Consider the following 21,829-nt stretch of genomic DNA (forward strand, 5'->3'; position numbering starts at 1 on the left):
TTCCTGGCATCCATTAAAGGCCAGGCGTTGGTTGACGCAGCATCCGCGTCGTTTTGTTCATTCAGGGTAGGAGCTTACCTGCCATTTGCTGCAGCGTTGCATTCCTCACGCCAAAGTCGTGCAGAATCATGATCGGTTCCGTGGACGGGAGCCGGTCAGAGGCAGTTGAGGTGGCAAAGAAGAGGTCGGACGGGCCGTCAAGAATATTGGCCGGTGCAGGGACATTCACGCGGGGCGAACGAACTGCGGACAACGCCTGGCTGGAGCAGGCAGAGACGCCGAGCGGCGGCAGGTGAAACATGAAGCACCCCGGTATTATTGCTGTTATGGGTTTGAATCGAGCTTAGCCTTGTTCATTTTTTTACACAACACCCCCGTAAAAAATACAACACGGCCCGCTCAAGCCTGCGAGTCCCAAGCGAATCAAATGCAAAAAACCGCCCCAAAAAGCCCCAAAAATGCCTTCACGGCGCTTTTTTAGGGCAAAAAAGGCCTCGCTTGACTTCGGCATGCCGTTCGGGTTGACTGAAACCAGAAAAGATCAATGATTGATATTTTTAACAACAAAGGTGTTGCATCATGTCGGTACCCCCGCGTGCCGTTCAGCTTAACGAAGCGAACGCGTTCCTTAAGGATCATCCTGAGGTTCTGTACGTAGACCTTCTAATTGCGGATATGAATGGTGTGGTGCGCGGTAAGCGCATCGAACGCACCAGCCTCCACAAGGTTTACGAGAAGGGCATTAACCTGCCTGCCTCTTTATTTGCCCTGGATATCAACGGCTCGACGGTGGAAAGCACCGGCCTGGGTCTGGACATCGGTGATGCTGACCGAATCTGTTATCCAATCCCCGACACCCTGTGCAATGAACCTTGGCAAAAGCGCCCTACCGCGCAATTGTTGATGACCATGCACGAACTTGAAGGTGAACCTTTCTTCGCCGATCCACGCGAAGTGCTCCGCCAAGTTGTAAGCAAATTTGACGACCTCGGTCTGACCATCTGCGCTGCCTTCGAGCTTGAGTTCTACCTGATCGACCAGGAGAACGTGAACGGCCGCCCGCAACCGCCCCGCTCGCCGATCTCCGGCAAACGCCCGCACTCGACACAGGTCTACCTGATCGACGACCTCGACGAATACGTCGACTGCCTCCAGGACATCCTGGAAGGTGCCAAAGAGCAAGGTATCCCGGCTGACGCCATCGTCAAGGAAAGTGCCCCGGCGCAGTTCGAAGTGAACCTGCACCACGTCGCCGACCCGATCAAAGCGTGCGATTACGCTGTACTGCTCAAGCGTTTGATCAAGAACATCGCCTACGACCATGAGATGGACACCACCTTCATGGCCAAGCCTTACCCAGGCCAGGCAGGCAACGGGCTGCACGTACACATTTCGATTCTGGACAAAGACGGCAAGAACATCTTTGCCAGCGAGGATCCCGAGCAGAACGCCGCATTGCGTCACGCGATCGGCGGTGTGCTGGAGACCCTACCCGCCCAAATGGCGTTCCTGTGCCCTAACGTTAACTCCTACCGTCGTTTCGGCGCACAGTTCTACGTGCCGAACTCGCCGTGCTGGGGACTGGATAACCGCACCGTGGCGATTCGCGTACCGACCGGCTCGTCCGACGCCGTACGTATCGAACACCGTGTAGCCGGCGCCGACGCCAACCCTTACCTGTTGATGGCTTCGGTCCTGGCAGGCGTGCACCACGGTCTGACCAACAAGATCGAACCGGGCGCACCCGTGGAAGGCAACAGCTACGAGCAGAACGAGCAGAGCCTGCCGAACAACCTGCGCGATGCCCTGCGCGAGTTGGACGACAGCGAGGTGATGGCCAAGTACATCGATCCTAAATACATCGATATCTTCGTCGCCTGTAAGGAAAGTGAGCTGGAAGAGTTCGAACACTCCATCTCCGACCTTGAGTACAACTGGTACCTGCATACCGTCTAAACGACGGCTGCAGAAAAAAGAGCGCCGCAGACCTTATGGTCTGCGGCGTTTTTTTTGGGTTTCTTCCAGAAGACCGAGCCAGCCTCATCGGGAGCAAGCCCCCTCCCACATTTGAATGTTCACAGATCAAAGTGTGGGAGGGGGCTTGCTCCCGATGGCGGCCTGGAAGACAACACAGACTCCTACTCATACAATGCCCGCTGCCTTGTAGGAGACTTCCATGACCACCCGCCCCGCCGCCCCTCGCAAACCCCGCGCACGCAGCCAGGCGCGGATCGACGCGATTCTCGACGCCGCCCGCACCTTGCTGGCCGCCGAAGGCGTGGCAGGCCTGTCGATCTACAGCGTGGCCGAGCGCGCGCAGATTCCGCCGTCGTCGGTGTATCACTTTTTCGCCAGTGTGCCCGCGTTGCTGGAAGCATTAACCGCTGACGTCCACGCAGCCTTCCGCGCGGCCATCCAGGCCCCCATCGACCATGACTCACTCAAGCACTGGCGGGACCTGTCCTACGTGGTCGAGCAGCGCATGCTCACCATCTACAGCAACGACGCCGCCGCGCGCCAATTGATCCTGGCCCAGCACGGGCTGACCGAAGTAACCCAGGCGGATCGTCAGCATGATCTGGAATTAGGGGATTTGATGCTGGCGGTGTTCAGCCGTCACTTCGAAGTGCCGACCTTGCCGACTGATGTGGATGTATTTGCGCTGGCGTTGGAACTGAGTGATCGCGTCTACGCGCGCTCAGTGCATCAGCATGGGCTGATTACGCCGCGGATGGCCGAGGAAGGGATGCGGGTGTTTGATGCGTATGTGGGGCTGTATTTACCGGCGTATCTGCCTAAGCGCTGAACCCTAGGTTGGCTGGGCGGGCCTCATCGGGGGCAAGTCGAATCGTCGCACCGCCCCTCCCACATATTGATCTGTGAACACATTCAAAATGTGGGAGGGGGGCTTGCTCCCGATAGCGGTCCAAGTGATCACAACTTGGCGATCGACACCTCAGTCGACTTCACGAAGGCAATCACTTCGCTGCCGATCACCAGCTCCAGCTCTTTGACCGAGCGAGTAGTGATCACGGAAGTGACGATACCGGACGCGGTCTGCACGTCGATTTCCGACAGCACGTCGCCGACTACGATTTCCTTGATGGTGCCTTTGAACTGGTTACGCACGTTGATAGCTTTAATAGTCATGGTGTTCTTCCTTCGCGGGACAAGTGAGTTATTGAGCCCAACGCAATTGCGTAGGCAGCGGTGAAACAGGTTCGGGTTCCGGCGGTGTACCGGGCAACGACAGCACACGGTTGAGCACTTCAGCTTCCAGTGCGGCCAGGCGGTGTGAGCCACGGGCACGCGGACGTGGAAGATCAACGATCAGATCGAGGCCGATCTCGCCGTCTTCGATCAGGATCACCCGGTCGGCAATCGCCACCGCTTCGCTGACGTCATGGGTCACCAGCAACACAGTGAAGCCGTGCTTCTGCCAAAGGTTTTCGATCAGTTGCTGCATCTCGATGCGAGTCAGGGCATCCAGAGCCCCCAACGGTTCATCAAGCAGCAGCAGGCGCGGTTGGTGTATCAGCGCACGCGCCAGGGCGACACGTTGCTTCTGGCCACCCGACAGAGCCGCCGGCCATTCATTGGCACGCTCGGCCAGGCCGACCGCTTCCAACGCCTCCAGCGCTTTAGGGCGCCAGTTGCCGGTGAGCCCCAGACCCACGTTGTCGATGATCTTTTTCCACGGCAGCAAACGTGCTTCCTGGAACATCAACCGCGTGTCTTCAATCGCTTCGCTCAGCGGCGCAGAACCGGCCAGCAACTCGCCGCCGCTGGCTTTGTCCAGGCCGGCCAGCAGGCGCAGCAAGGTACTTTTGCCGCAACCGCTGCGGCCGACCACGGCCACGAACTGACCCGCCGGAATGTGCAGATCAATCTCTTTGAGCACTTCACGTGCGCCGAAAGATTTGCGCAATTTGCGCACCGCCAGAGGAATTCCCTTCAGCAGGCGCGGAGGTTGTTGAGCTGTCATGCCGCACCGCCTTTATTCACTTGATACGCCGGATGCCAGCGCAACCAAACCCGCTCCAGACCGCGCGCGGCCAGATCGGCGAGTTTGCCGAGGATCGCGTACATCACGATGGCCAGTACCACCACGTCGGTTTGCAGGAATTCACGGGCGTTCATTGCCAGATAGCCGATGCCCGAGCTGGCGGAGATGGTTTCCGCAACGATCAGCGTCAACCACATAAAGCCCAGAGCAAAGCGCACGCCCACCAAAATCGAGGGCAGCGCGCCCGGCAGGATCACTTGCCAGAAGAGGCTGAAACCGGACAAACCGTAGCTGCGCGACATTTCCACCAGCGCCGGGTCGACGTTGCGGATGCCGTGATAGGTGTTCAGGTAGATCGGGAACAACGTGCCGAGGGCGACCAGGAAAATCTTCGCGGTCTCGTCAATCCCGAACCACAGGATCACCAGCGGAATCAGCGCCAGGTGCGGCACGTTGCGGATCATCTGCACCGAGCTGTCCAGCAGGCGCTCGCCCCATTTCGACAAACCGGTGATAAAGCCCAGCGCCAGGCCGATGCTGCCACCGATCACAAAGCCCAGGCCGGCGCGCCAGCCACTGATGGCCAAGTGCGTCCAGATTTCGCCGCTGGCCACCAGGTGAACACCGGCTTCAATCACCGCACTAGGCGCCGGCAGAATGCGCGTCGACAACCAGCCCGCCGACACCGACAACTGCCACACCGCCAGTAATAGAATCGGCAGCACCCAAGGCGCTACGCGATGGCTCAATTTTTCAAAGTTCATAACGCCGCCTCAGCTCTGTGACGCAGCTTTGGGAAGGATGTCGTTGGCGACCATTTCACCGAACGGGCTGACATAACCGGCGCTTTTCGGCAGTTCGGGACGTTCGATGTCCAAGTGCGGAAACAGCAGTTCAGCCACCCGATACGACTCTTCCAGGTGCGGATAACCGGAGAAGATAAAGGTGTCGATGCCCAGCGCAGCGTACTCCTTGACCCGCGCCGCAACGGTTGGGCCATCGCCCACCAGCGCGGTGCCCGCACCGCCACGCACCAGGCCGACACCGGCCCACAGGTTGGGGCTGACTTCGAGGTTGTCGCGGTTGCCGCCATGCAAGGCAGCCATGCGCTGCTGGCCGACGGAATCGAAGCGCGCCAAGGAAGCCTGGGCACGGGCGATGGTGTCGTCGTCCAAGTGCGAGATCAGTTTGTCGGCGGCTTTCCAGGCCTCATCGTTGGTTTCGCGCACGATCACATGCAGGCGAATGCCGAAGCGCACGGTGCGCCCGAGTTTCGCGGCCTTGGCCCGTACCTGTTCGATTTTCTCGGCGACTGCGGCCGGTGGCTCGCCCCAGGTCAGCACCATCTCCACCTGTTCGGCTGCCAGGTCCTGGGCCGCTTCGGAGGAACCGCCAAAGTACAGCGGCGGACGCGGTTGCTGGATCGGCGGGGAGAGCAACTTGGCGCCTTTGACGCTGATGTGCTCGCCGTCGTAATCCACGGTTTCGCCTTCCAGCACGCGGCGCCAGATGCGGGTGAATTCCACCGAAGCCTGATAGCGCTCTTCGTGACTGAGGAACAAGCCATCACCGGCCAGCTCTTCCGGGTCACCACCGGTCACCAGGTTGAATAACGCACGGCCGCCGGACAGTCGATCCAAGGTCGCGGCCTGACGCGCCGCCACCGTCGGGGAAATGATCCCGGGGCGCAACGCGACAAGGAATTTCAAACGCTGGGTCACCGGGATCAGCGAGGCGGCCACCAGCCACGAGTCTTCGCAGGAGCGACCAGTGGGGATCAGCACCCCGCCGAATCCCAAGCGGTCAGCGGCCTGGGCCACTTGCTGCAGGTAACCGTGATCAACGGCGCGAGCGCCTTCGGCGGTGCCAAGGTAATGGCCGTCGCCGTGGGTAGGCAGGAACCAGAAAATATTGAGGCTCATGGAGTTGTCTCCTGAAGAAGTCGAATTACGGCGCTTTGGCCACAGCGGCGGGTGGCGTCCAGATCACGTCCTTGATGCTCAAGGGTTTGGGGATCAATTTGAGTTGGTAGAAACTGTCGGCGATCTTTTGCTGGGCGGCGACCACTTCAGGGGTCAGGAACAGCGCGCCGTAGCCTTGGCGTTTCACCGAAGTCAGGGTGATATCCGCCGGCAGGCCGAGCAGTGGCGCGACTTGTTCAGTCACTTCCTGGGGGTTGGCCTTGGACCACTCGCCCACGGCGCGCACTTCTTCAATCAGTGCCTTGACGACTTCAGGGTGCTGCTCAGCGTAGGGCTTGGTCGCCAGGTAGAACTGATGGTTGTCGGCGATGCCGGTGCCGTCACGCAGGGTGCGGGCTTGCAATTGTTTCTCGGCGGCAGCTTGGTACGGGTCCCAGATCACCCAGGCGTCTACGCTGCCACGCTCGAACGCGGCGCGGGCATCGGCGGGCGGCAGGAACACGGTTTGTACATCGGTGTATTTGAGGCCGGCGTCTTCCAGGGCACGTACCAGCAGGTAGTGCACGTTGGAGCCTTTGTTGAGCACGATTTTCTTGCCCTTGAGCTCGGCCACCGATTTGATCGTCGAATCTTTCGGTACCAGGATCGCTTCACTGGTGGGCGCTGGCGGCTCGTAGGCCACGTAGAGAAGATCGGCACCGGCGGCCTGGGCGAACACCGGCGGGGTTTCGCCGGTCACGCCGAAGTCGATGGAGCCCACGTTCAGGCCTTCAAGCAGTTGCGGACCACCGGGAAACTCGGTCCATTGCACCTGCACGCCCTGGGCGGCCAGGCGCTTTTCCAGGGTGCCCTTGGCTTTGAGCAGCACCAGCGTGCCGTATTTCTGATAGCCGATCCGCAGGGTCTCGGCGGCTTGAGCTTGAACGATGGCGCCGAAGGACACAGCCGCAGCAAACAGTGCGACCAGACCACGACGCAAGATGACAGTGCGCATGGCGCTCTCTCCAAATATGCGATTAGGGTTTTGGCTGCACCTGCTTGGCCGTTAGCGGCTGAGTAAGGTGAGTGTTTCTTAAAGGGTGAGGCTCAGATGCTCCAGCGAGCAGTCAACAAACGGTCATTCAACACATGGGGGTCCAGCGGTTTAGGGCGGCGGGCCATGGCGCTGTAGAGCGTTTCCAAAGCCTCATGCAAACGGTGTTCAAGCACCGGCACCAGTTGCGCCTGGGCGCTGCCTTCGGCGTAAGCAATCTGGCTATCTTCGGCAAAAATGCCGTGGAGCAATTCCTGGGCTTTCAACGCCGACAACACTGGCTTGAGCGCGTAGTCCACCGCCAACATATGGGCGATGCTGCCGCCGGTTGCCATCGGCAATACGATCTTGTGGGCCAGGGCGCGTTCGGGCAGCAGGTCGAGCACGGTTTTCAGCGCACCCGAGAACGAAGCCTTGTACACCGGCGTGGCGATCACCAGGCCATCTGCATTAGCCACCTGTTGCAGCAAGTCGATGACCTTGGGGCTATCGAAGCGCGCGTGCAGCAAGTCTTCGGCCGGGAAGTCCCGTACCTGATAACTCACCACTTCAACGCCTTTGTCTTGCAACCATTGACGGGTTTTTTCCAGCAAGACCCCGGAGCGGGAACGCTGGCTGGGACTGCCTCCAAGTGTTACGACCAACATGCAGGAATTCCTTGAGCAAGTGCCGGCGGTTCGCTGTGCGGCGATGGCGCCAATATGTGACAGACCTTATCAGCAGATTTATATATCTATAAATCTTATTTTTTCATTTGTTTATTCTTTAAATGCATATGTAGTTCGTAAACCGCCAGGCGAAAAAAAAGGCCGTAAAAACGGCCTGAAAACCCCTGCTATGTGATTCGGTTTGCAACTTGAAATGCAGTCAAAATGTGGTGGCTTGCTCCCGATTACGGTGTGTCAGTGACCAACGAATTGGCTGATCCACCGAAATCGAGGGCAAGCCCCTCCCACACAGTTATGTGCTAACGATTGGGCTGTGGAGTAAGCCGCAGATACGGCTTCACCGCCCGATAACCCTTCGGAAAGCGCTTCTTGATCTCTTCCTCATCCTTGAGCGACGGCACGATCACCACTTCATCACCGTCCTGCCAGTTGGCGGGAGTGGCGACTTTGTAGTTGTCGGTCAGTTGCAGCGAGTCGATGACCCGCAGGATTTCGTGGAAGTTGCGACCCGTACTGGCCGGATAAGTGATGGTCAGGCGAATCTTTTTGTTCGGGTCGATCACGAACAAGGAACGTACGGTGAGGGTGTCACTGGCGTTTGGGTGGATCAGGTCGTAGAGGTCCGAAACCTTGCGGTCGGCGTCGGCGAGGATCGGGAAGTTGACGATAGTGTTCTGGGTTTCGTTGATGTCTTCGATCCACTTGTGGTGCGAATCCACCGGGTCGACCGACAGGGCGATGGCTTTGACGCCGCGCTGGGCGAATTCATCCTTGAGCTTGGCGGTAAAACCAAGCTCGGTGGTGCACACCGGGGTGAAGTCCGCCGGATGGGAAAACAACACACCCCAGCTATCGCCCAACCATTCGTGGAAACGAATCTTGCCGGCGCTGGAATCCTGTTCGAAGTCGGGGGCGATATCGCCCAGTCTTAGGCTCATGGTGTGGCTCCTGGTGAGTGCTTATGGAGCCCACTGTGCATGGATTAGAGATTATTTAAAAAGAATAAATATCGATTTATCTAGACGATAAAGGAATATTAAAAATGTGTTCATTGGACGCCGGAAACGGTGAAGGGCACCATCGTTTCCAAGGGTCGAGAAGGCCTTGAGACGCTGTACAAAGAGGGGTTCAGGAAGGGCTTGCGGGGGTTGAGCCCGACTTGAAAAGCAAGACACCTTGCCCGGCGTTGCGCCGGGCAAGGTTTTTACAGTCTTACAACAGCTTCACGCTACTAGAACAGTGGCAGCGAGTAGCTGACGATCAGGCGGTTTTCGTCCTGATTGCGCTGGCCGGCAATGTCGTTGCGCCACATGGCGTTTTTCCAGGCTACGCCAACGTTCTTCAGCGGACCTTCTGGTACGACGTAGGCAACAGTGATGTCACGTTCCCACTCGCTCGCGCCGTTGGAGTTTGTCTGGACCTGAGCAACACCCACTCGGCCACGGGTATCGATATTGTCGCCACGCAGGTAAACCACACCAGCGGTCAAGCCAGGTACGCCAATCTTGGCGAAGTCATACGCGTAGCGAGCTTGCCAGGTACGTTCGCCAGCACGGGCAAACTTGGCAATCTGCGAGTCAGTGGTCAGATAAGCCGACGCACCATCGCCCTGGTTCAGGAACGGGAAGTCACTGTTGCCGTTGCTGGCCTGGTAACCGCCACCGAAGGTGTGACCTTCAACGGTGTACAGAAACAAGCCGCTGTACAGGTTGTTGTCGACTTTACCTTTGACGATATTAGCGCCGGCGGCGTTAGTACCGTAGTCACCGCTGGTGAAGTAGTTGGCGTCGTTGCTGTTGTTACCGTCAGAGCGGCTATTGAAGTAGCGCAAGTCGGTTTTCAACACGCCAGGACCGATAGCCCAGTTGTGCAGCAGGCCCAGGAAGTGTTGCTTGTAGAACTGGTCCAGATTGCCGTAGTAGTACTGGGCAGTCAGGTCTTTGGTGATCTTGTAGTCGCCACCGGCATAGATGAACTTGTTGCTGTCGCGACCCGCAGCAGTACGACCGTTGGCACCTGCGATGGACAGGTTTTCAACGTTGCTGGAGTTACGACCCTTGGCCTTTTCGATCTGACCCGCTACCAGCGTGAAGTCCTTGATATCGTTGGTAGTAATCTGGCCACCCTGGAAGGTTTGCGGCAGCAGACGACCATCGTTGGTCACCAGAACCGGCAGCTTTGGCTGCAGCGTGCCCAGCTTCAATTCGGTCTGGGAGATCTTGGCTTTGGCAGTCAGGCCCAGGCTGGAGTAGTTATCAACGGCTTCGCCATTGGACTTGCTCGGGAAAACCGTGCCGCCGTAAGAGCCAGCGTTGCCAGTCGACGGAGCAGTGGCGCCGTTGGTGCCGCCGCCCGAATCCAGACGCACGCCCAGCAGGCCGATAGCGTCAAGACCAAAGCCTACGGTGCCTTGGGTGTAACCGGAGATGAAGCGCAGGTCGAAAGCCTGGCCCCACTCTTCCGACTTGTTCTGCGCGCCGGCTGCTTTGGTAGCGTCGTCACGGTTATCAGTGTTGATGTAGAAGTTACGCAGACCCAGTGTGGCCTTGCTGTCTTCGATGAAACCGGCAGCGCCTGCGTGCTGGGCGATTGCGCCCAAAGCTACAGCCAAAGCCAAGGTGGACTTCTTCATGTACCGCTCCTCTCATTTCTAATTTTTGTATTTCTTTGGTCTCGGGTCTGACGCCCTCGATCCACAGATGCGCGATTACCACCGGATAGTGACTGACAAGTCAATCGTAACCTTGTGTGTCTACTACCTTCGTCTAATCGCAGTTGATTTGGTCCCTGCAGGGTAATGAGTTTTTCATACACCCAAAAAGAATTATTTCATTCTTTTTCATACGATCTGGGAATAAGCCTTTGCATGAAAAGGACCGGTCAGAATAGACCACCCGCTCCATAAGCTAATTCCTAAAGGGTATTTATTAGCGCTTTTTTAGATCGATTAGTGTGACGACTCTGCTGCATACGTCACCCACGATCAAAAAGGCGACGCCATCATGGCCAAACGCATATCCTCCCGTCAATTTGTTACAGTTTTTGTGTCACTAATAGTTTCTTTTGCTGTCCAAGCCGCCGATTTGACCATCGGCTACCAAACCGGTATCGATCCCAGCAAGGTCCCACAGGCCGATGGCGCCTATGAAAAGGCCATTGGCGAGAAGATTGCCTGGCGCCGCTTCAACAGTGGTCCGGAAGTCGTAACAGCCATCGCCTCCGGCGATGTGCAAATCGGCAACCTCGGGTCCAGCCCCCTGGCAGCTGCTGCCTCGCGCAATCTACCCATCGTCGCGTTCATCGTATCGGCGCAGATCAATAGTTCTGAAGCCCTGGTAGTTCGCAACGGCAGCGGCATCGATAAACCCGAAGACTTGATCGGCAAGACGATCGCGACGCCCTTTGTCTCGACGTCTCATTACAGCCTGCTCGGCGCCTTGAAGCACTGGGGTCTGGACACCAAGCAAGTCAAAGTGGTCAACCTGCAACCGGCTGAAATTGCCGCTGCGTGGAAACGTGGGGATATCGATGGAGCCTTCGTGTGGTCGCCTGCGCTGGGAGAAATCCGCAAGACCGGCAAAACCCTGACTGACGCGGCCCAGGTGGGCCAGTGGGGTGCTCCGACGTTTGAAGTCTGGGTGGCGCGCAAGGATTTTGCGGAGAAACATCCTGAGGCAGTGGCCAAGTTTGCCAAGGTGACCCTGGACGCGTTCGCCGATTATGCCGCCCATAAAGACAGCTGGACGGTGGACTCGGAGCCGGTGCAGAAAATCGCCAAATTGACAGGCTCTAATGCCGCGGACATTCCCGAGCTGCTGGCAGGCACCACATTCCCGGATGCCCAAGCGCAGCAAACCGATGCACTGCTCAAAGGCGGCACGGCGAAGGCGATTGGGGAGACAGCGAAATTCTTGAAGGAGCAGGGGAAGGTTGAGACGGTGCTACCGGACTATTCAGCCTTTGTGACCGACAAATTCATCAAAGACTAAACTCGGTAAAAAACGTGGGAGGGGGCTTGCTCCCGATGGCGGTGTATCAGTCGACATCTCTCTGACTGATACACCGCCATCGGGAGCAAGCCCCCTCCCACATTTGGATCTCCAGCGCTTTGAAGATCGGGTTTACAGCGCCTTTTCGAAAATCTTCGAATTACGCTGATAGTTGTACAGCGACGCCCGCGCCGACGGCAGTCGGTCCACAGTACTCGGTACAAAACCACGCTCACGGAACCAGTGCGCGGTGCGAGTGGTGAGGACGAACAAGGTCTTCAAGCCTTGGGCACGGGCGCGTGTTTCGATGCGCTCGAGTAACTCATCACCACGACCGCCATGGCGATACTCCGGGTTCACCGCCAGGCACGCCAGCTCACCCGCATCCGAATCGGCAATCTGATAAAGCGCCGCACAGGCGATGATCATGCCTTCGCGCTCGACCACGCTGAACTGCTCGATTTCACGCTCCAGCACTTCCCGCGAACGGCGGACCAGGATGCCCTGCTCTTCCAGCGGGCTGATCAGATCAAGCAAACCACCGACGTCTTCGATCGCCGCTTCGCGCACCAGTTCGAATTGCTCCTGGGCCACCAGCGTGCCGCCGCCATCGCGTGTAAACAGTTCGGTGAGCAGCGCGCCATCTTCGGCGTAGCTGACGATATGGCTGCGCCCTACCCCGCCCCGGCAAGCCTCGGCCGCGGCATCGAGCAGTTCGGCCTGGTAGTTGCTACCGCCCAGGCGTTGCAGGTGAGCCGGTACTTGTTGCGGACGCAGTTCGCGCACCAACCGGCCATTTTCATCGATCAGGCCGAGGTCGGCGCCGAACAGCAACAGTTTGTCGGCTCCCAGGTCGATGGCGGCGCGGGTGGCGACGTCTTCGCAGGCCAGGTTGAAGATTTCACCGGTAGGCGAGTAACCCAATGGCGACAGCAGCACGATGGAGCGCTCGTCCAGCAGGCGATTAATACCTTTGCGGTCGACCCGACGCACTTCGCCGGTGTGGTGATAGTCCACGCCTTCCAACACGCCGATCGGGCGCGCGGTCACGAGATTGCCGCTGGCCACGCGCAGGCGCGAGCCTTGCATCGGCGACGAGGCCATGTCCATCGACAAGCGCGCTTCAATAGCGATACGCAGGTGGCCGACGGCGTCGATAACGCATTCCAGCGTCGGCGCGTCGGTGATACGCATACCTTCGTGATAAGCCGGGATCAGGCCGCGCGCTTCAAGGCGCGCTTCGATCTGTGGGCGCGAGCCATGAACCAGCACCAACCGCACGCCCAGGCTGTGCAGCAGCACCAGGTCGTGGACGATATTGCCGAAGTTGGGATGGTCCACACCGTCGCCAGGCAGCATGACTACAAAAGTGCAGTCGCGGTGGGCGTTGATGTAGGGCGAAGCGTGACGAAGCCAATTGACGTATTCGGGCATAACACCTGGGCCTGTAATAAAAAGCAGCCAAAAAAGGATGAATCGTGAAAACGCACAGCGGGCTGATGGTTATCGTCGGAACAGGCTTGGCGACACGCTCGCTCTCCTTCTATGTACGAATAGGCTGGGGTTAATTTATGCAGGTTTCAGGCAGTAATGGTCGATCAGTTCCCGCAATAGACGCACTGTAGGCGTCAAGCGTGACATTTCGAGGTACTCACCCGGTTGGTGGGCGCAGGCGATGTCGCCAGGGCCAAGCACCAGGGTTTCACAACCAAGGCGCTGAAGATAAGGCGCTTCGGTGCCGAACGCTACTGCTTCGGCACGATGACCGGTCAATCGTTCCGCAACCCGCACCAGTTCGGCGTCTTCCGATTGTTCGAACGGCGGCACCTCGGGGAACAGCGGCGCATAGTCGATCTTGACCTGATGCCGCTCGGCCAAGGGTTCGAGCTTCTGCCGGATGGCTGCACGCAACACCTGTGGGTCCATGCCCGGCAAGGGCCGCAGGTCGAACTCCAGGGAGCACTGACCGCAGATGCGGTTCGGGTTGTCGCCGCCGTGGATACAGCCGAAGTTCATGGTCGGCTGCGGTACGCTGAATTGCGGGTTGCGGTACTCGCGCTGCCAGGCCAGGCGCAGGCCACGCAACTCGCCGATGGCATCGTGCATGGCTTCGAGGGCGCTGTGGCCCAGGCTTGGATCCGACGAGTGGCCGCTGCGCCCAAGGATGTCGATGCGCTCCATCATCACGCCCTTGTGCAGGCGGATCGGCTTGAGCCCGGTGGGCTCGCCGATCACCGCCGCACGGCCCAGAGGGCGCCCGGCTTCGGCCAGCGCGCGGGCGCCGGACATGGAGCTTTCTTCGTCGCAGGTGGCGAGGATCAGTAGCGGTTGCTTGAACGGTTGGTCCAGCAGCGGCAGCACGGCTTCGATGGCCAGGGCGAAAAAGCCCTTCATGTCGCAACTACCCAATCCTACCCAGCGGCCGTCGACTTCCGTCAGCTTGAGCGGGTCGGTTTTCCACAGGGCGGCGTCATAAGGGACGGTGTCGCTATGACCGGCCAGCACCAGTCCACCGGGGCCGCTGCCGAAGGTGGCCAAGAGGTTGAACTTGCCGGGGCTGACTTGCTGGATGTCGATGGCAAAACCCAGATCACCCAGCCAACTGGCGAGCAAATCGATCACGGGCCGGTTGGTCTGGTCGAGAGACGTTTGGGTGCAACTGACCGACGGCGCGGCAATCAAGGCGGCAAACTGCTCTTTCATGGACGGTAACGGCATGCGCGGTCTCTCAACTTCCCGGATGAGCCCCACTATAGAGCCATCTGCACGACACAATAAACCGTTGCGGCACGTTGCCGGGCTCAGTCCTGTACACTGCACGACCTTGGCAGCCACACTTTTCCCCGGCTGCGCTCCCGATCCTGGATTTTCCGGCCATGCAGAAAGAAACCGAAATCAAGCTACGCGTCAGCCGCGAAACACTCGCCGCGCTGCGTGAGCACCCGTTACTGAAAAAACGCAACAAAAGTGGCTGGGAACGCCGTGAGTTGATGAACCAGTACTTTGACACCCCCGAGCGCGACCTGGCCCAGGCAAAAGTCGCCCTGCGCCTGCGCAAAGACGGTGACGACATTATCCAGACCCTCAAGACCCGTGGCCAAAGCGTCGCCGGTTTGTCGGAACGCAATGAGTACAACTGGGACCTGCCCAAAGCCAAGCTCGACGTGAAGAAACTCGACGGCGAATGCTGGCCCGAGCAATTGGCCGAGCTGGACAAGAAGACCCTCAAGCCGATCTTCACCACCGACTTCGTGCGTGAACGCGCTGAAATCGCCTGGGGCCGCGGTAAGGCCAAAGTCGTGATCGAAGCCGCCCTGGACTTGGGCCACGTGGTGGTCGGCAAACAGAAAGAAGAAATCTGCGAGCTGGAGTTGGAACTGCGCGAAGGCGAACCAGCGGCCTTGCTGGAGCTGGCCGCTGAACTGGCCGCGACGCTTGCCCTGATGCCGTGCGATATCAGCAAGGCCGAGCGCGGCTATCGCCTGTACGACGCCAGCAGCTACTCCCTGAGCCTGCCGGCGCCGCAGATCCACGCCGAAATGCCGTTGGACGACGCCTTTGCCGCGATCATGTGGCACCTGTTGGGCAGCAGCCAACGCCTGGCCGAACAATATCGCTTCAATGGCCACTGGCGCCTGCTGCAAGACTGGGTCGACAACCTCGGCGAATTGCGCGCCCTGATCGGCAGCCTCGGCCAGGCCGCACCGCGTCAATCCACCAGCGACCTGCGCAGCGTACTTGATGCCTTGCTGGAAGATTGGCGCCCACTGGTACAAGCCGGTGACGACGATGAAGACATCCGCAAAGCCGCACCGGAGCAATTCGTCGAAGAGTTGGAAGACGTGCGTTGGGGCCTGTTCTCACTGAACCTGTCGCGATGGCTGCTCGCCCGCACTTGGACCGCCGACCGCAACGTGCGTGGCAACCGTCAGGGCGCTGCGCAAATCACCAACTGGCTGCCACGCCTGTTGGCAGAAGATGCCGTCGCCCTGCAACTGCCGCGCTACCAGCAACAACCGGAAGACCTGGCCGAGCAACTGCCGCGTATCGAACGCATCCAGGCCTGGCTGCACCATGCGCGTAACGTGGTGGATATTCCTGAGCTGGACCGTTTGTACGGCGAACTGAACAAGTTGGCGCAATTGGCCAACCAGCCGATCACTGATGAATCGCTGGATGCGCGTATGCATCAGGCGATTGCGGTGTATCAGAACCGTGCCTGGAAGACTCTTCTGCGTCTGTAATACCACCATCGGGGGGCAAGCCCCTCCCACATTTGGACGCGTTTCAACTGTGGGGGGCTTGCCCCCGATGAAGCCCCCGCTGTCAGCGCTAGACTGGCAGGGAAGTGGTGGACTTGATTTCCGACAACGCCACAATCGAATTCACCTCCTGAATCCCCGGCACCATCGACAATTTCTCAAAGAAAAACCGCTCGTACGCCTCGATGTCCGACGTCACGATGCGCAGCAGAAAATCCACCGCCCCCATTAGCACATAGCACTCCAACACTTCCGGAAAGCCGCGAATCGCATCGGTGAACTCAGTGAAGTTGGATCGGCCGTGGGCGTTGAGTTTGACCTCGGCAAAAATCTGCGTGTTGAGGCCGATCTTCTTGCGATCCAACAACGTCACCTGCCCGCGGATCACACCTTCCTCCTTCAGCCGCTGGATTCGTCGCCAGCATGGCGACTGGGACAAACCCACCTGTTCGGCAATCTGTGCACTGGAAAGCGAAGCGTCCTCCTGCAACAGGGCCAGGATGCGACGGTCGTAAGCGTCTAACTCGCTATGCATAGAAATACCTATTATTGAATCGAACTCGAATTGATCTATTCGATTTTTAGCAAAACATGCCCATCTTAGATAAGAAATCTCCGCTGGCGAATGTAAAAATTCCTTCCATCGAATCTGGAGAGTCAGCATGCACGCCGTCGAAACCATCCAACCTGCTGCGCGCGCCGATGCGTGGGCTGTCACCAGCGCCCATTGCCAGGCGCACTACCAGATCGTTGCCGAGGCGGAGCCCGATGTGTTGTGCCGAGTACTCAACTATTTTGCGTTGCAGTTTCTGACGCCTCGGCACGTCGCCGTGAATCGGGAAGACGACCTGCTGAACATCGACATCGTGATCGATGGCCTGAGCTGGCATCGGGCCCAAGTCATCGGTGAAAAGATTCGAAACCTGATCAGCGTGTGCGCGCTGGACATGTGGTCAGCTGATTCCGTGGGGCCTATAGCGGTGGTTGCAGCCGCTCAGTAAAGACCTGCAACACACACTGGGAGGATGAAACTCGGGAGCTGACTAGCCTGAAATTTCGTCCAAGGCTACCCAGGAACACCTTCATGTCTGTTGATCAGCGATTGGAACTGCATGCGTTGCTGCCGGCCTTGGTGGAGGAAGGTTTGATCACTCCCGACGCCGCGCAGCGGTTATCGGCGGCGCACCCCGACAACGCTCAACACCCATTGGAGCGTATCGCCGCCCATGGGCCTTCCCTGGAAACCCTGACCCAATGGCTTGCCCAGCGTGCCCGGCAACCTTATCTGCGTATCGACCCGTTGAAAATAGATGTCGCAACAGTGGTGCCACTGATGTCCCACGCGTTCGCCCAGCGCCACGCCATTCTTGCCGTGGCCGTGGATGCGCATACCGTTACCGTCGCCAGCGCCCAGCCCCACGTCAGCAGTTGGGAATCCGGACTGGCGCAAGTACTCAAGCGTTCGATCAAGCGAGTGGTTGCAAACCCCCAGGACATCCAGCGGTGTATCAGCGAGTTTTACCGGCTGGCGAAGTCCGTCAGCGGGGCCGATCAAAAGGTCGCGGTGCCGGGTAACTTCGAGTTGCTGAACCTTGGCGCCAGCGACCAAGAGCCGGACGCCAATGACGCACATATCGTTAATATCGTCGACTGGCTGTTGCAGTACGCCTTCGCACAGCGGGCCAGCGATATTCATATCGAGCCTGGCAGTGAGCAGGGTCGGGTACGTTTTCGCATTGATGGGTTGCTGCACGACGTCTATCAATTTCCACCCCAGGTGACGATGGCGGTGGTCAGCCGCCTGAAAAGCCTGGGGCGGATGAACGTGGCAGAAAAGCGCAAGCCCCAGGATGGCCGGGTCAAGACCAAAAGCCCGACGGGCGCAGAAGTTGAGTTGCGTCTGTCGACCTTGCCCACAGCCTTCGGCGAGAAACTGGTGATGCGGATTTTCGACCCCCAGGTGCTGCTCAAGGATTTTGACCAGTTGGGTTTATCCACCGAGGACCAGCACCGCTGGCACGCGATGACGCGCCAGACCAACGGCATCATCCTCGTCACCGGTCCTACCGGCTCAGGCAAGACCAGCACTCTTTACACCACGCTCAAGCAACTGGCGACCCAGGAGGTCAACCTGTGCACGGTGGAAGATCCGATCGAGATGGTCGAGCCGGCCTTTAACCAGATGCAGGTGCAGCACAACATCGACCTGACCTTCGCCAGCGGCATCCGCGCTCTGCTGCGCCAAGATCCGGACATCATCATGATCGGCGAGATTCGCGACCAGGAAACCGCAGAAATGGCTATCCAGGCCGCACTGACCGGGCACTTGGTCCTCTCGACGCTGCACACCAACGATGCGCCCAGCGCCATTAGCCGCTTGCAGGAACTGGGCATCGCTCATTATTTGATCAAGGCCACCTTGTTGGGTGTTATGGCGCAGCGCTTGGTACGAGTGCTGTGCCCCCATTGCAAGCGCTCGACGGGCGATGTCCATGAGGCCGTCGGATGTGCGGAATGTCGGAACAGCGGGTACCGGGGACGCGCAGGGGTCTACGAAATCATGGTGTTGAATGAGTCGATCAAAGCACTGATCACGCCCTGCGCCGACGTGCAAACCCTACGCCAGGCAGCCATTGCGCAAGGCATGTGCAGCCTGCGCATGGCCGGATTGAGGAAGACGCAAGCGGGGCTGACCACGATGGCCGAAGTGTTGCGAGTAACGCCTGGGGATTCGGTAACAAATCCTTTGGTTACGGCGCGCTGAAATCGTTCTTATCTGTGACAACACCGTTACACTCGGCCAACCGTCGTTTAACTGACACCATCAGATAGGGAATCGCTATGCAGATCGGAACCGTACTGCTTCTTTTCGTGGGCTTGGCCGCCGCCATATTATTCATGGGCTTCAAGGTGGTGCCTCAAGGCTACCAGTGGACCGTCGAGCGTTTCGGCCGTTATACCAACACCCTCAAGCCTGGCCTGAACATCATCATCCCGGTCATGGATCGCATCGGTCGCAAGATCAACGTGATGGAGAGCGTGCTGGATATTCCACCCCAGGAAGTCATCACCGCCGACAACGCCACCGTACAGATCGACGCCGTGTGTTTTTTCCAGGTGGTCAATACCGCCCAGGCCGCCTACGAGGTCAACAACCTCGAACACGCCATCCGCAATTTGCTGCAAACCAATATCCGCACCGTGCTCGGCTCCATGGAGCTGGATGCCATGCTCAGCCAGCGTGACGGCATCAACGAAAAACTGCTGCGCACCGTGGATGAAGCCACTGCTCCGTGGGGCATCAAGATCACCCGTATCGAGATCAAAGACATCAGCCCGCCCGCCGACCTGATGGCCGCCATGTCCGGCCAGATGAAAGCCGAGCGGATCAAGCGTGCGCAAATCCTTGAGGCCGAAGGCCTGCGAGCATCGGCAATCCTGACTGCCGAAGGCAAGAAGCAGGCACAGATTCTTGAAGCTGAAGGTGGACGCCAAGCCGCATTCCTGGAGTCTGAAGCCCGTGAGCGTCAAGCAGAGGCTGAAGCCCGTGCAACCCAGGTGGTCTCCGAGGCCATCGCCACCGGTAACGTGCAGGCCATCAACTACTTCGTTGCGCAAAAATACATCGACGCCCTGGGCAAACTTGCCTCGGCCAACAACAGCAAGGTCATCCTGATGCCGCTTGAAGCCAGCCAGGTGATCGGTGCGGTGGGCGGCATCGGCGAGATCGTCAAGGCAACGTTCGATAACAAGAAAGGTTGAGGCCGTCGCCATGTGGGATTTCCTGCAGCATCTTTCATTCTGGGATTGGCTGGCGCTGGGTACAGTGCTGTTGATTCTTGAAGTGTTCGGCGCCGGTGGTTACCTGCTATGGATGGGTATCGCAGCAGCAGCCGTAGGCGTTATCAAGTTCCTGGTGCCGCCCCTGGGACCGGAATGGCAACTGCTGCTGTTCGCCGTGTTGTCGATATTGACAGCGGTCTACTGGTGGAAACGCCAGCGAAGCAGCGCAAAGGCCAGCGACCAACCGGGGCTCAACGAGCGCGGCTCGGAGCTGATCGGCCGCACATTTGTAGTGCATCAGGCGATTGCGGGCGGTCGGGGTAAGGTAAAAGTCGGTGATGGCGTATGGATGGTGACCGGTCCTGACAGCCCTGCAGGCGCTCAAGTACGGGTGGTTGGCCTGGATGGCGTGATTTTGAAGGTAGAAACTGTTTAGTCAGTGATGGAACTCGGTTGGGCTAACTACAATCAAACGGTACAGATCACCCACCCGGAGTCACCCATCATGCGTCTCAAATATGCTGTCGCTACCCTTGCTGTGCTTTCCCTTCCTGTCGGTTCAGCCATGGCCGACAGTTTCTGGCGCAATGTCATCTCGTCGGGCGCCACCACCGGCTCGACGTACCTGACCTTCAAGGACCACAAGCTGGTCGTTGCCGCACAAGACGACGCAGGCAGCTTTGTTGCCAGCGACGGCGGCATCCGTGGCCCATACCTGGAAGCCGCCATGCAGAAAGTCCGCGCCGACAATCCTGGCCTGCAGGCCACGGATATGGAGCTGGCTAACGCTATCCTCGCGAAAAACGCCGTCACCGAGTGATTTCCGCACTCTGAAGAATGCCGCTTTTGAAGCGGCATTTTTTTTGCCCGTAACATGACGATTCATTCACAGGTGACAGGCTATATTCAGTCAAGCCGTGCAACCATGCCGGCACTGATACCTCCCGTACTCATCGCCAACCTGAAACGGATGCATTCGTCGTTATGAGCCAACTGCCCTTTCTGCCGTTCTCCAAACCCACCATCGATGAAGCCACCATCTCGGCGGTGGGCGATGTATTGCGTTCGGGCTGGATCACCAGCGGGCCGAAGGTGCAGGCGTTCGAGGCGCAGCTGTCGGAATACTTTGGCGGGCGCCACGTTCGCACCTTCAACTCGGGCACCTGCACCATGGAGATTGCCTTGCGCATCGCCGGTATCGGGCCTGGGGATGAAGTCATCACCACACCGATTTCCTGGGTGGCAACGGCCAACGTGATTCTGGAAGTCGGCGCCACACCTGTGTTCGCCGATATCGACCCAATCACCCGCAATATCGACCTGTCCCAGGTGGAAGCCGCGATCACACCGCGCACCAAGGCCATCATCCCCGTTTACCTGGCCGGGCTGCCGTTGGATATGCCAATGCTTTACGCGCTGGCCAACAAGTACAAACTGCGTATCGTCGAAGACGCGGCCCAGGCCCTTGGCTCCAGTTGGGATGGCGAACGCATTGGCGCCACCGGGGACTTCGTTTCGTTCAGCTTCCAGGCCAACAAGAACATCACCTCGTCCGAGGGTGGTTGCCTGGTTTTGAATAGCGCCGAAGAGGCACGCCTGGCAGAAAAATACCGCCTGCAGGGCGTCACCCGTACCGGCTTCGACGGCCTGGATGTTGATGTGCTGGGTGGCAAGTTCAATATGACCGATATCGCTGCGGCCATTGGCCTGGGGCAGTTTGCCCATATCGAGAAAATCACCGCCCACCGCCAGAACCTGGCGAGGCACTACTTCAAGTGTTTCGGCAGTGACTTTGAAGAGAAGTACGGCGCACAACTGCCACCCGCCGACTTCGAAAACAACAACTGGCACCTGTTCCAGCTAGTGCTGCCGGAGCGTCAGGACGGCCTGCCGGCCCGCGCAACGTTCATGGAACAGATGCAGGCTCATGGCGTGGGCATTGGTTATCACTACCCACCGATCCACCTGCTAAGCCTTTATCGGGCACAGGGTTTCAAGGAAGGCATGTTCCCGGTGGCGGAAAAGGTTGGGCGCTTGATTGTTTCATTGCCGATGTTCACGGCGATGACTGAGGCGGATGTGGAGCGGTCGGTGGCGGCAGTGAAAGCGGTGCTCAAACGCTAACCCTATAGGGGCCGGTTTGCCGGCCCCTATAGGGTTATGTGC

Annotated in this window: 23 protein-coding genes; 11 read left to right on the forward strand and 12 right to left on the reverse strand. The window is 58.7% G+C overall.

The window, feature by feature from the left end; translation table 11 throughout:
- Positions 1-61 precede the first annotated feature (61 nt).
- Entirely contained in the window at positions 62-301 is a 240-nt protein-coding gene (locus tag AOA61_RS10515) for a hypothetical protein (RefSeq protein ID WP_099601720.1), read from the reverse strand.
- Positions 302-579: 278 nt separating this feature from the next.
- Between AOA61_RS10515 and AOA61_RS10520 the strand changes: the two genes are divergently transcribed.
- Positions 580-1,956 (forward strand): glutamine synthetase family protein, encoded by a 1,377-nt coding sequence (locus AOA61_RS10520; protein WP_003213894.1) that lies wholly within the window; start codon positions 580-582, stop codon positions 1,954-1,956.
- 220 nt (positions 1,957-2,176) lie between these two features.
- Positions 2,177-2,806, forward strand: a complete 630-nt coding sequence (locus tag AOA61_RS10525) for a TetR/AcrR family transcriptional regulator (RefSeq protein WP_032884245.1) — start codon at positions 2,177-2,179, stop codon at positions 2,804-2,806.
- Positions 2,807-2,934: 128 nt separating this feature from the next.
- Here the strand turns inward: AOA61_RS10525 and AOA61_RS10530 are convergent, their stop codons facing one another.
- From AOA61_RS10530 to ssuE, 6 genes are all read right to left on the reverse strand, one after another.
- Positions 2,935-3,150: a molybdopterin-binding protein gene (locus AOA61_RS10530; protein ID WP_003176783.1), complete on the reverse strand. Its 216-nt coding sequence runs from the start codon at positions 3,148-3,150 to the stop codon at positions 2,935-2,937.
- A 28-nt stretch (positions 3,151-3,178) separates the two neighbouring features.
- Entirely contained in the window at positions 3,179-3,985 is an 807-nt protein-coding gene (ssuB, locus tag AOA61_RS10535) for an aliphatic sulfonates ABC transporter ATP-binding protein (RefSeq protein WP_032884247.1), read from the reverse strand.
- Complete coding sequence (ssuC, locus tag AOA61_RS10540; RefSeq protein ID WP_032884249.1) at positions 3,982-4,770, reverse strand: aliphatic sulfonate ABC transporter permease SsuC; 789 nt, start codon at positions 4,768-4,770, stop codon at positions 3,982-3,984. Before ssuC ends, ssuB begins: the two co-directional genes overlap by 4 nt.
- A 9-nt stretch (positions 4,771-4,779) precedes the next feature.
- A complete protein-coding gene (gene ssuD, locus AOA61_RS10545) occupies positions 4,780-5,928 on the reverse strand; it encodes an FMNH2-dependent alkanesulfonate monooxygenase (protein ID WP_099601721.1) in 1,149 nt (382 codons plus the stop codon).
- A gap of 25 nt (positions 5,929-5,953) precedes the next feature.
- Positions 5,954-6,922 (reverse strand): sulfonate ABC transporter substrate-binding protein, encoded by a 969-nt coding sequence (locus AOA61_RS10550; RefSeq protein ID WP_032884251.1) that lies wholly within the window; start codon positions 6,920-6,922, stop codon positions 5,954-5,956.
- 92 nt (positions 6,923-7,014) lie between these two features.
- Positions 7,015-7,608, reverse strand: a complete 594-nt coding sequence (gene ssuE, locus AOA61_RS10555) for an NADPH-dependent FMN reductase (protein ID WP_032884253.1) — start codon at positions 7,606-7,608, stop codon at positions 7,015-7,017.
- Here ssuE and AOA61_RS30880 point away from each other — a divergent pair.
- Positions 7,607-7,804 (forward strand): hypothetical protein, encoded by a 198-nt coding sequence (locus AOA61_RS30880; protein ID WP_143521203.1) that lies wholly within the window; start codon positions 7,607-7,609, stop codon positions 7,802-7,804. The genes ssuE and AOA61_RS30880 overlap by 2 nt on opposite strands.
- Before the next feature lie 124 nt (positions 7,805-7,928).
- Here AOA61_RS30880 and AOA61_RS10560 read toward each other — a convergent pair whose 3' ends face one another.
- Together AOA61_RS10560 and AOA61_RS10565 are read right to left on the reverse strand one after the other, a co-directional pair.
- Positions 7,929-8,567: a peroxiredoxin gene (locus AOA61_RS10560; protein ID WP_099601722.1), complete on the reverse strand. Its 639-nt coding sequence runs from the start codon at positions 8,565-8,567 to the stop codon at positions 7,929-7,931.
- Positions 8,568-8,860: 293 nt separating this feature from the next.
- Positions 8,861-10,261, reverse strand: a complete 1,401-nt coding sequence (locus AOA61_RS10565; RefSeq protein ID WP_099601723.1) for an OprD family porin — start codon at positions 10,259-10,261, stop codon at positions 8,861-8,863.
- A gap of 370 nt (positions 10,262-10,631) precedes the next feature.
- On the opposite strand from AOA61_RS10565, the gene tauA reads away from it, so the two are divergent.
- Positions 10,632-11,618: a taurine ABC transporter substrate-binding protein gene (gene tauA / locus AOA61_RS10570; RefSeq protein WP_095185165.1), complete on the forward strand. Its 987-nt coding sequence runs from the start codon at positions 10,632-10,634 to the stop codon at positions 11,616-11,618.
- 132 nt (positions 11,619-11,750) lie between these two features.
- Here tauA and argA read toward each other — a convergent pair whose 3' ends face one another.
- Both argA and argE read right to left on the reverse strand, forming a co-directional pair.
- Positions 11,751-13,052: an amino-acid N-acetyltransferase gene (gene argA, locus AOA61_RS10575; RefSeq protein WP_099601724.1), complete on the reverse strand. Its 1,302-nt coding sequence runs from the start codon at positions 13,050-13,052 to the stop codon at positions 11,751-11,753.
- Positions 13,053-13,187: 135 nt separating this feature from the next.
- A complete protein-coding gene (gene argE, locus AOA61_RS10580) occupies positions 13,188-14,336 on the reverse strand; it encodes an acetylornithine deacetylase (RefSeq protein WP_099601725.1) in 1,149 nt (382 codons plus the stop codon).
- Between the two features lie 158 nt (positions 14,337-14,494).
- Between argE and AOA61_RS10585 the strand changes: the two genes are divergently transcribed.
- Entirely contained in the window at positions 14,495-15,862 is a 1,368-nt protein-coding gene (locus tag AOA61_RS10585; protein WP_099601726.1) for an inorganic triphosphatase, read from the forward strand.
- A gap of 88 nt (positions 15,863-15,950) precedes the next feature.
- On the opposite strand, the gene AOA61_RS10590 is transcribed toward AOA61_RS10585, so the two are convergent.
- Complete coding sequence (locus AOA61_RS10590) at positions 15,951-16,415, reverse strand: Lrp/AsnC family transcriptional regulator (protein ID WP_032884266.1); 465 nt, start codon at positions 16,413-16,415, stop codon at positions 15,951-15,953.
- 127 nt (positions 16,416-16,542) lie between these two features.
- On the opposite strand from AOA61_RS10590, the gene AOA61_RS10595 reads away from it, so the two are divergent.
- The 6 genes from AOA61_RS10595 (at position 16,543) to AOA61_RS10620 (ending at position 21,787) form a co-directional block, all read left to right on the forward strand.
- Positions 16,543-16,881, forward strand: a complete 339-nt coding sequence (locus AOA61_RS10595; protein WP_032884268.1) for a hypothetical protein — start codon at positions 16,543-16,545, stop codon at positions 16,879-16,881.
- 83 nt (positions 16,882-16,964) lie between these two features.
- Positions 16,965-18,644, forward strand: coding sequence for a GspE/PulE family protein (locus AOA61_RS10600; RefSeq protein WP_099601727.1), 1,680 nt, complete (start codon positions 16,965-16,967; stop codon positions 18,642-18,644).
- Between the two features lie 77 nt (positions 18,645-18,721).
- Positions 18,722-19,642 carry an SPFH domain-containing protein gene (locus AOA61_RS10605; protein ID WP_032884271.1) on the forward strand — a complete coding sequence of 307 codons (921 nt, stop codon included), beginning with the start codon at positions 18,722-18,724 and terminating at the stop codon, positions 19,640-19,642.
- A gap of 10 nt (positions 19,643-19,652) precedes the next feature.
- A complete protein-coding gene (locus AOA61_RS10610) occupies positions 19,653-20,099 on the forward strand; it encodes an NfeD family protein (protein WP_095185168.1) in 447 nt (148 codons plus the stop codon).
- 69 nt (positions 20,100-20,168) lie between these two features.
- Positions 20,169-20,483 (forward strand): DUF2388 domain-containing protein, encoded by a 315-nt coding sequence (locus AOA61_RS10615; protein WP_003176799.1) that lies wholly within the window; start codon positions 20,169-20,171, stop codon positions 20,481-20,483.
- A 164-nt stretch (positions 20,484-20,647) separates the two neighbouring features.
- Entirely contained in the window at positions 20,648-21,787 is a 1,140-nt protein-coding gene (locus tag AOA61_RS10620; protein ID WP_099601728.1) for a DegT/DnrJ/EryC1/StrS aminotransferase family protein, read from the forward strand.
- Positions 21,788-21,829 lie beyond the last annotated feature (42 nt).

Source organism: Pseudomonas sp. 2995-1 (assembly GCF_002742505.1).
Lineage (GTDB): Bacteria > Pseudomonadota > Gammaproteobacteria > Pseudomonadales > Pseudomonadaceae > Aquipseudomonas > Aquipseudomonas sivasensis.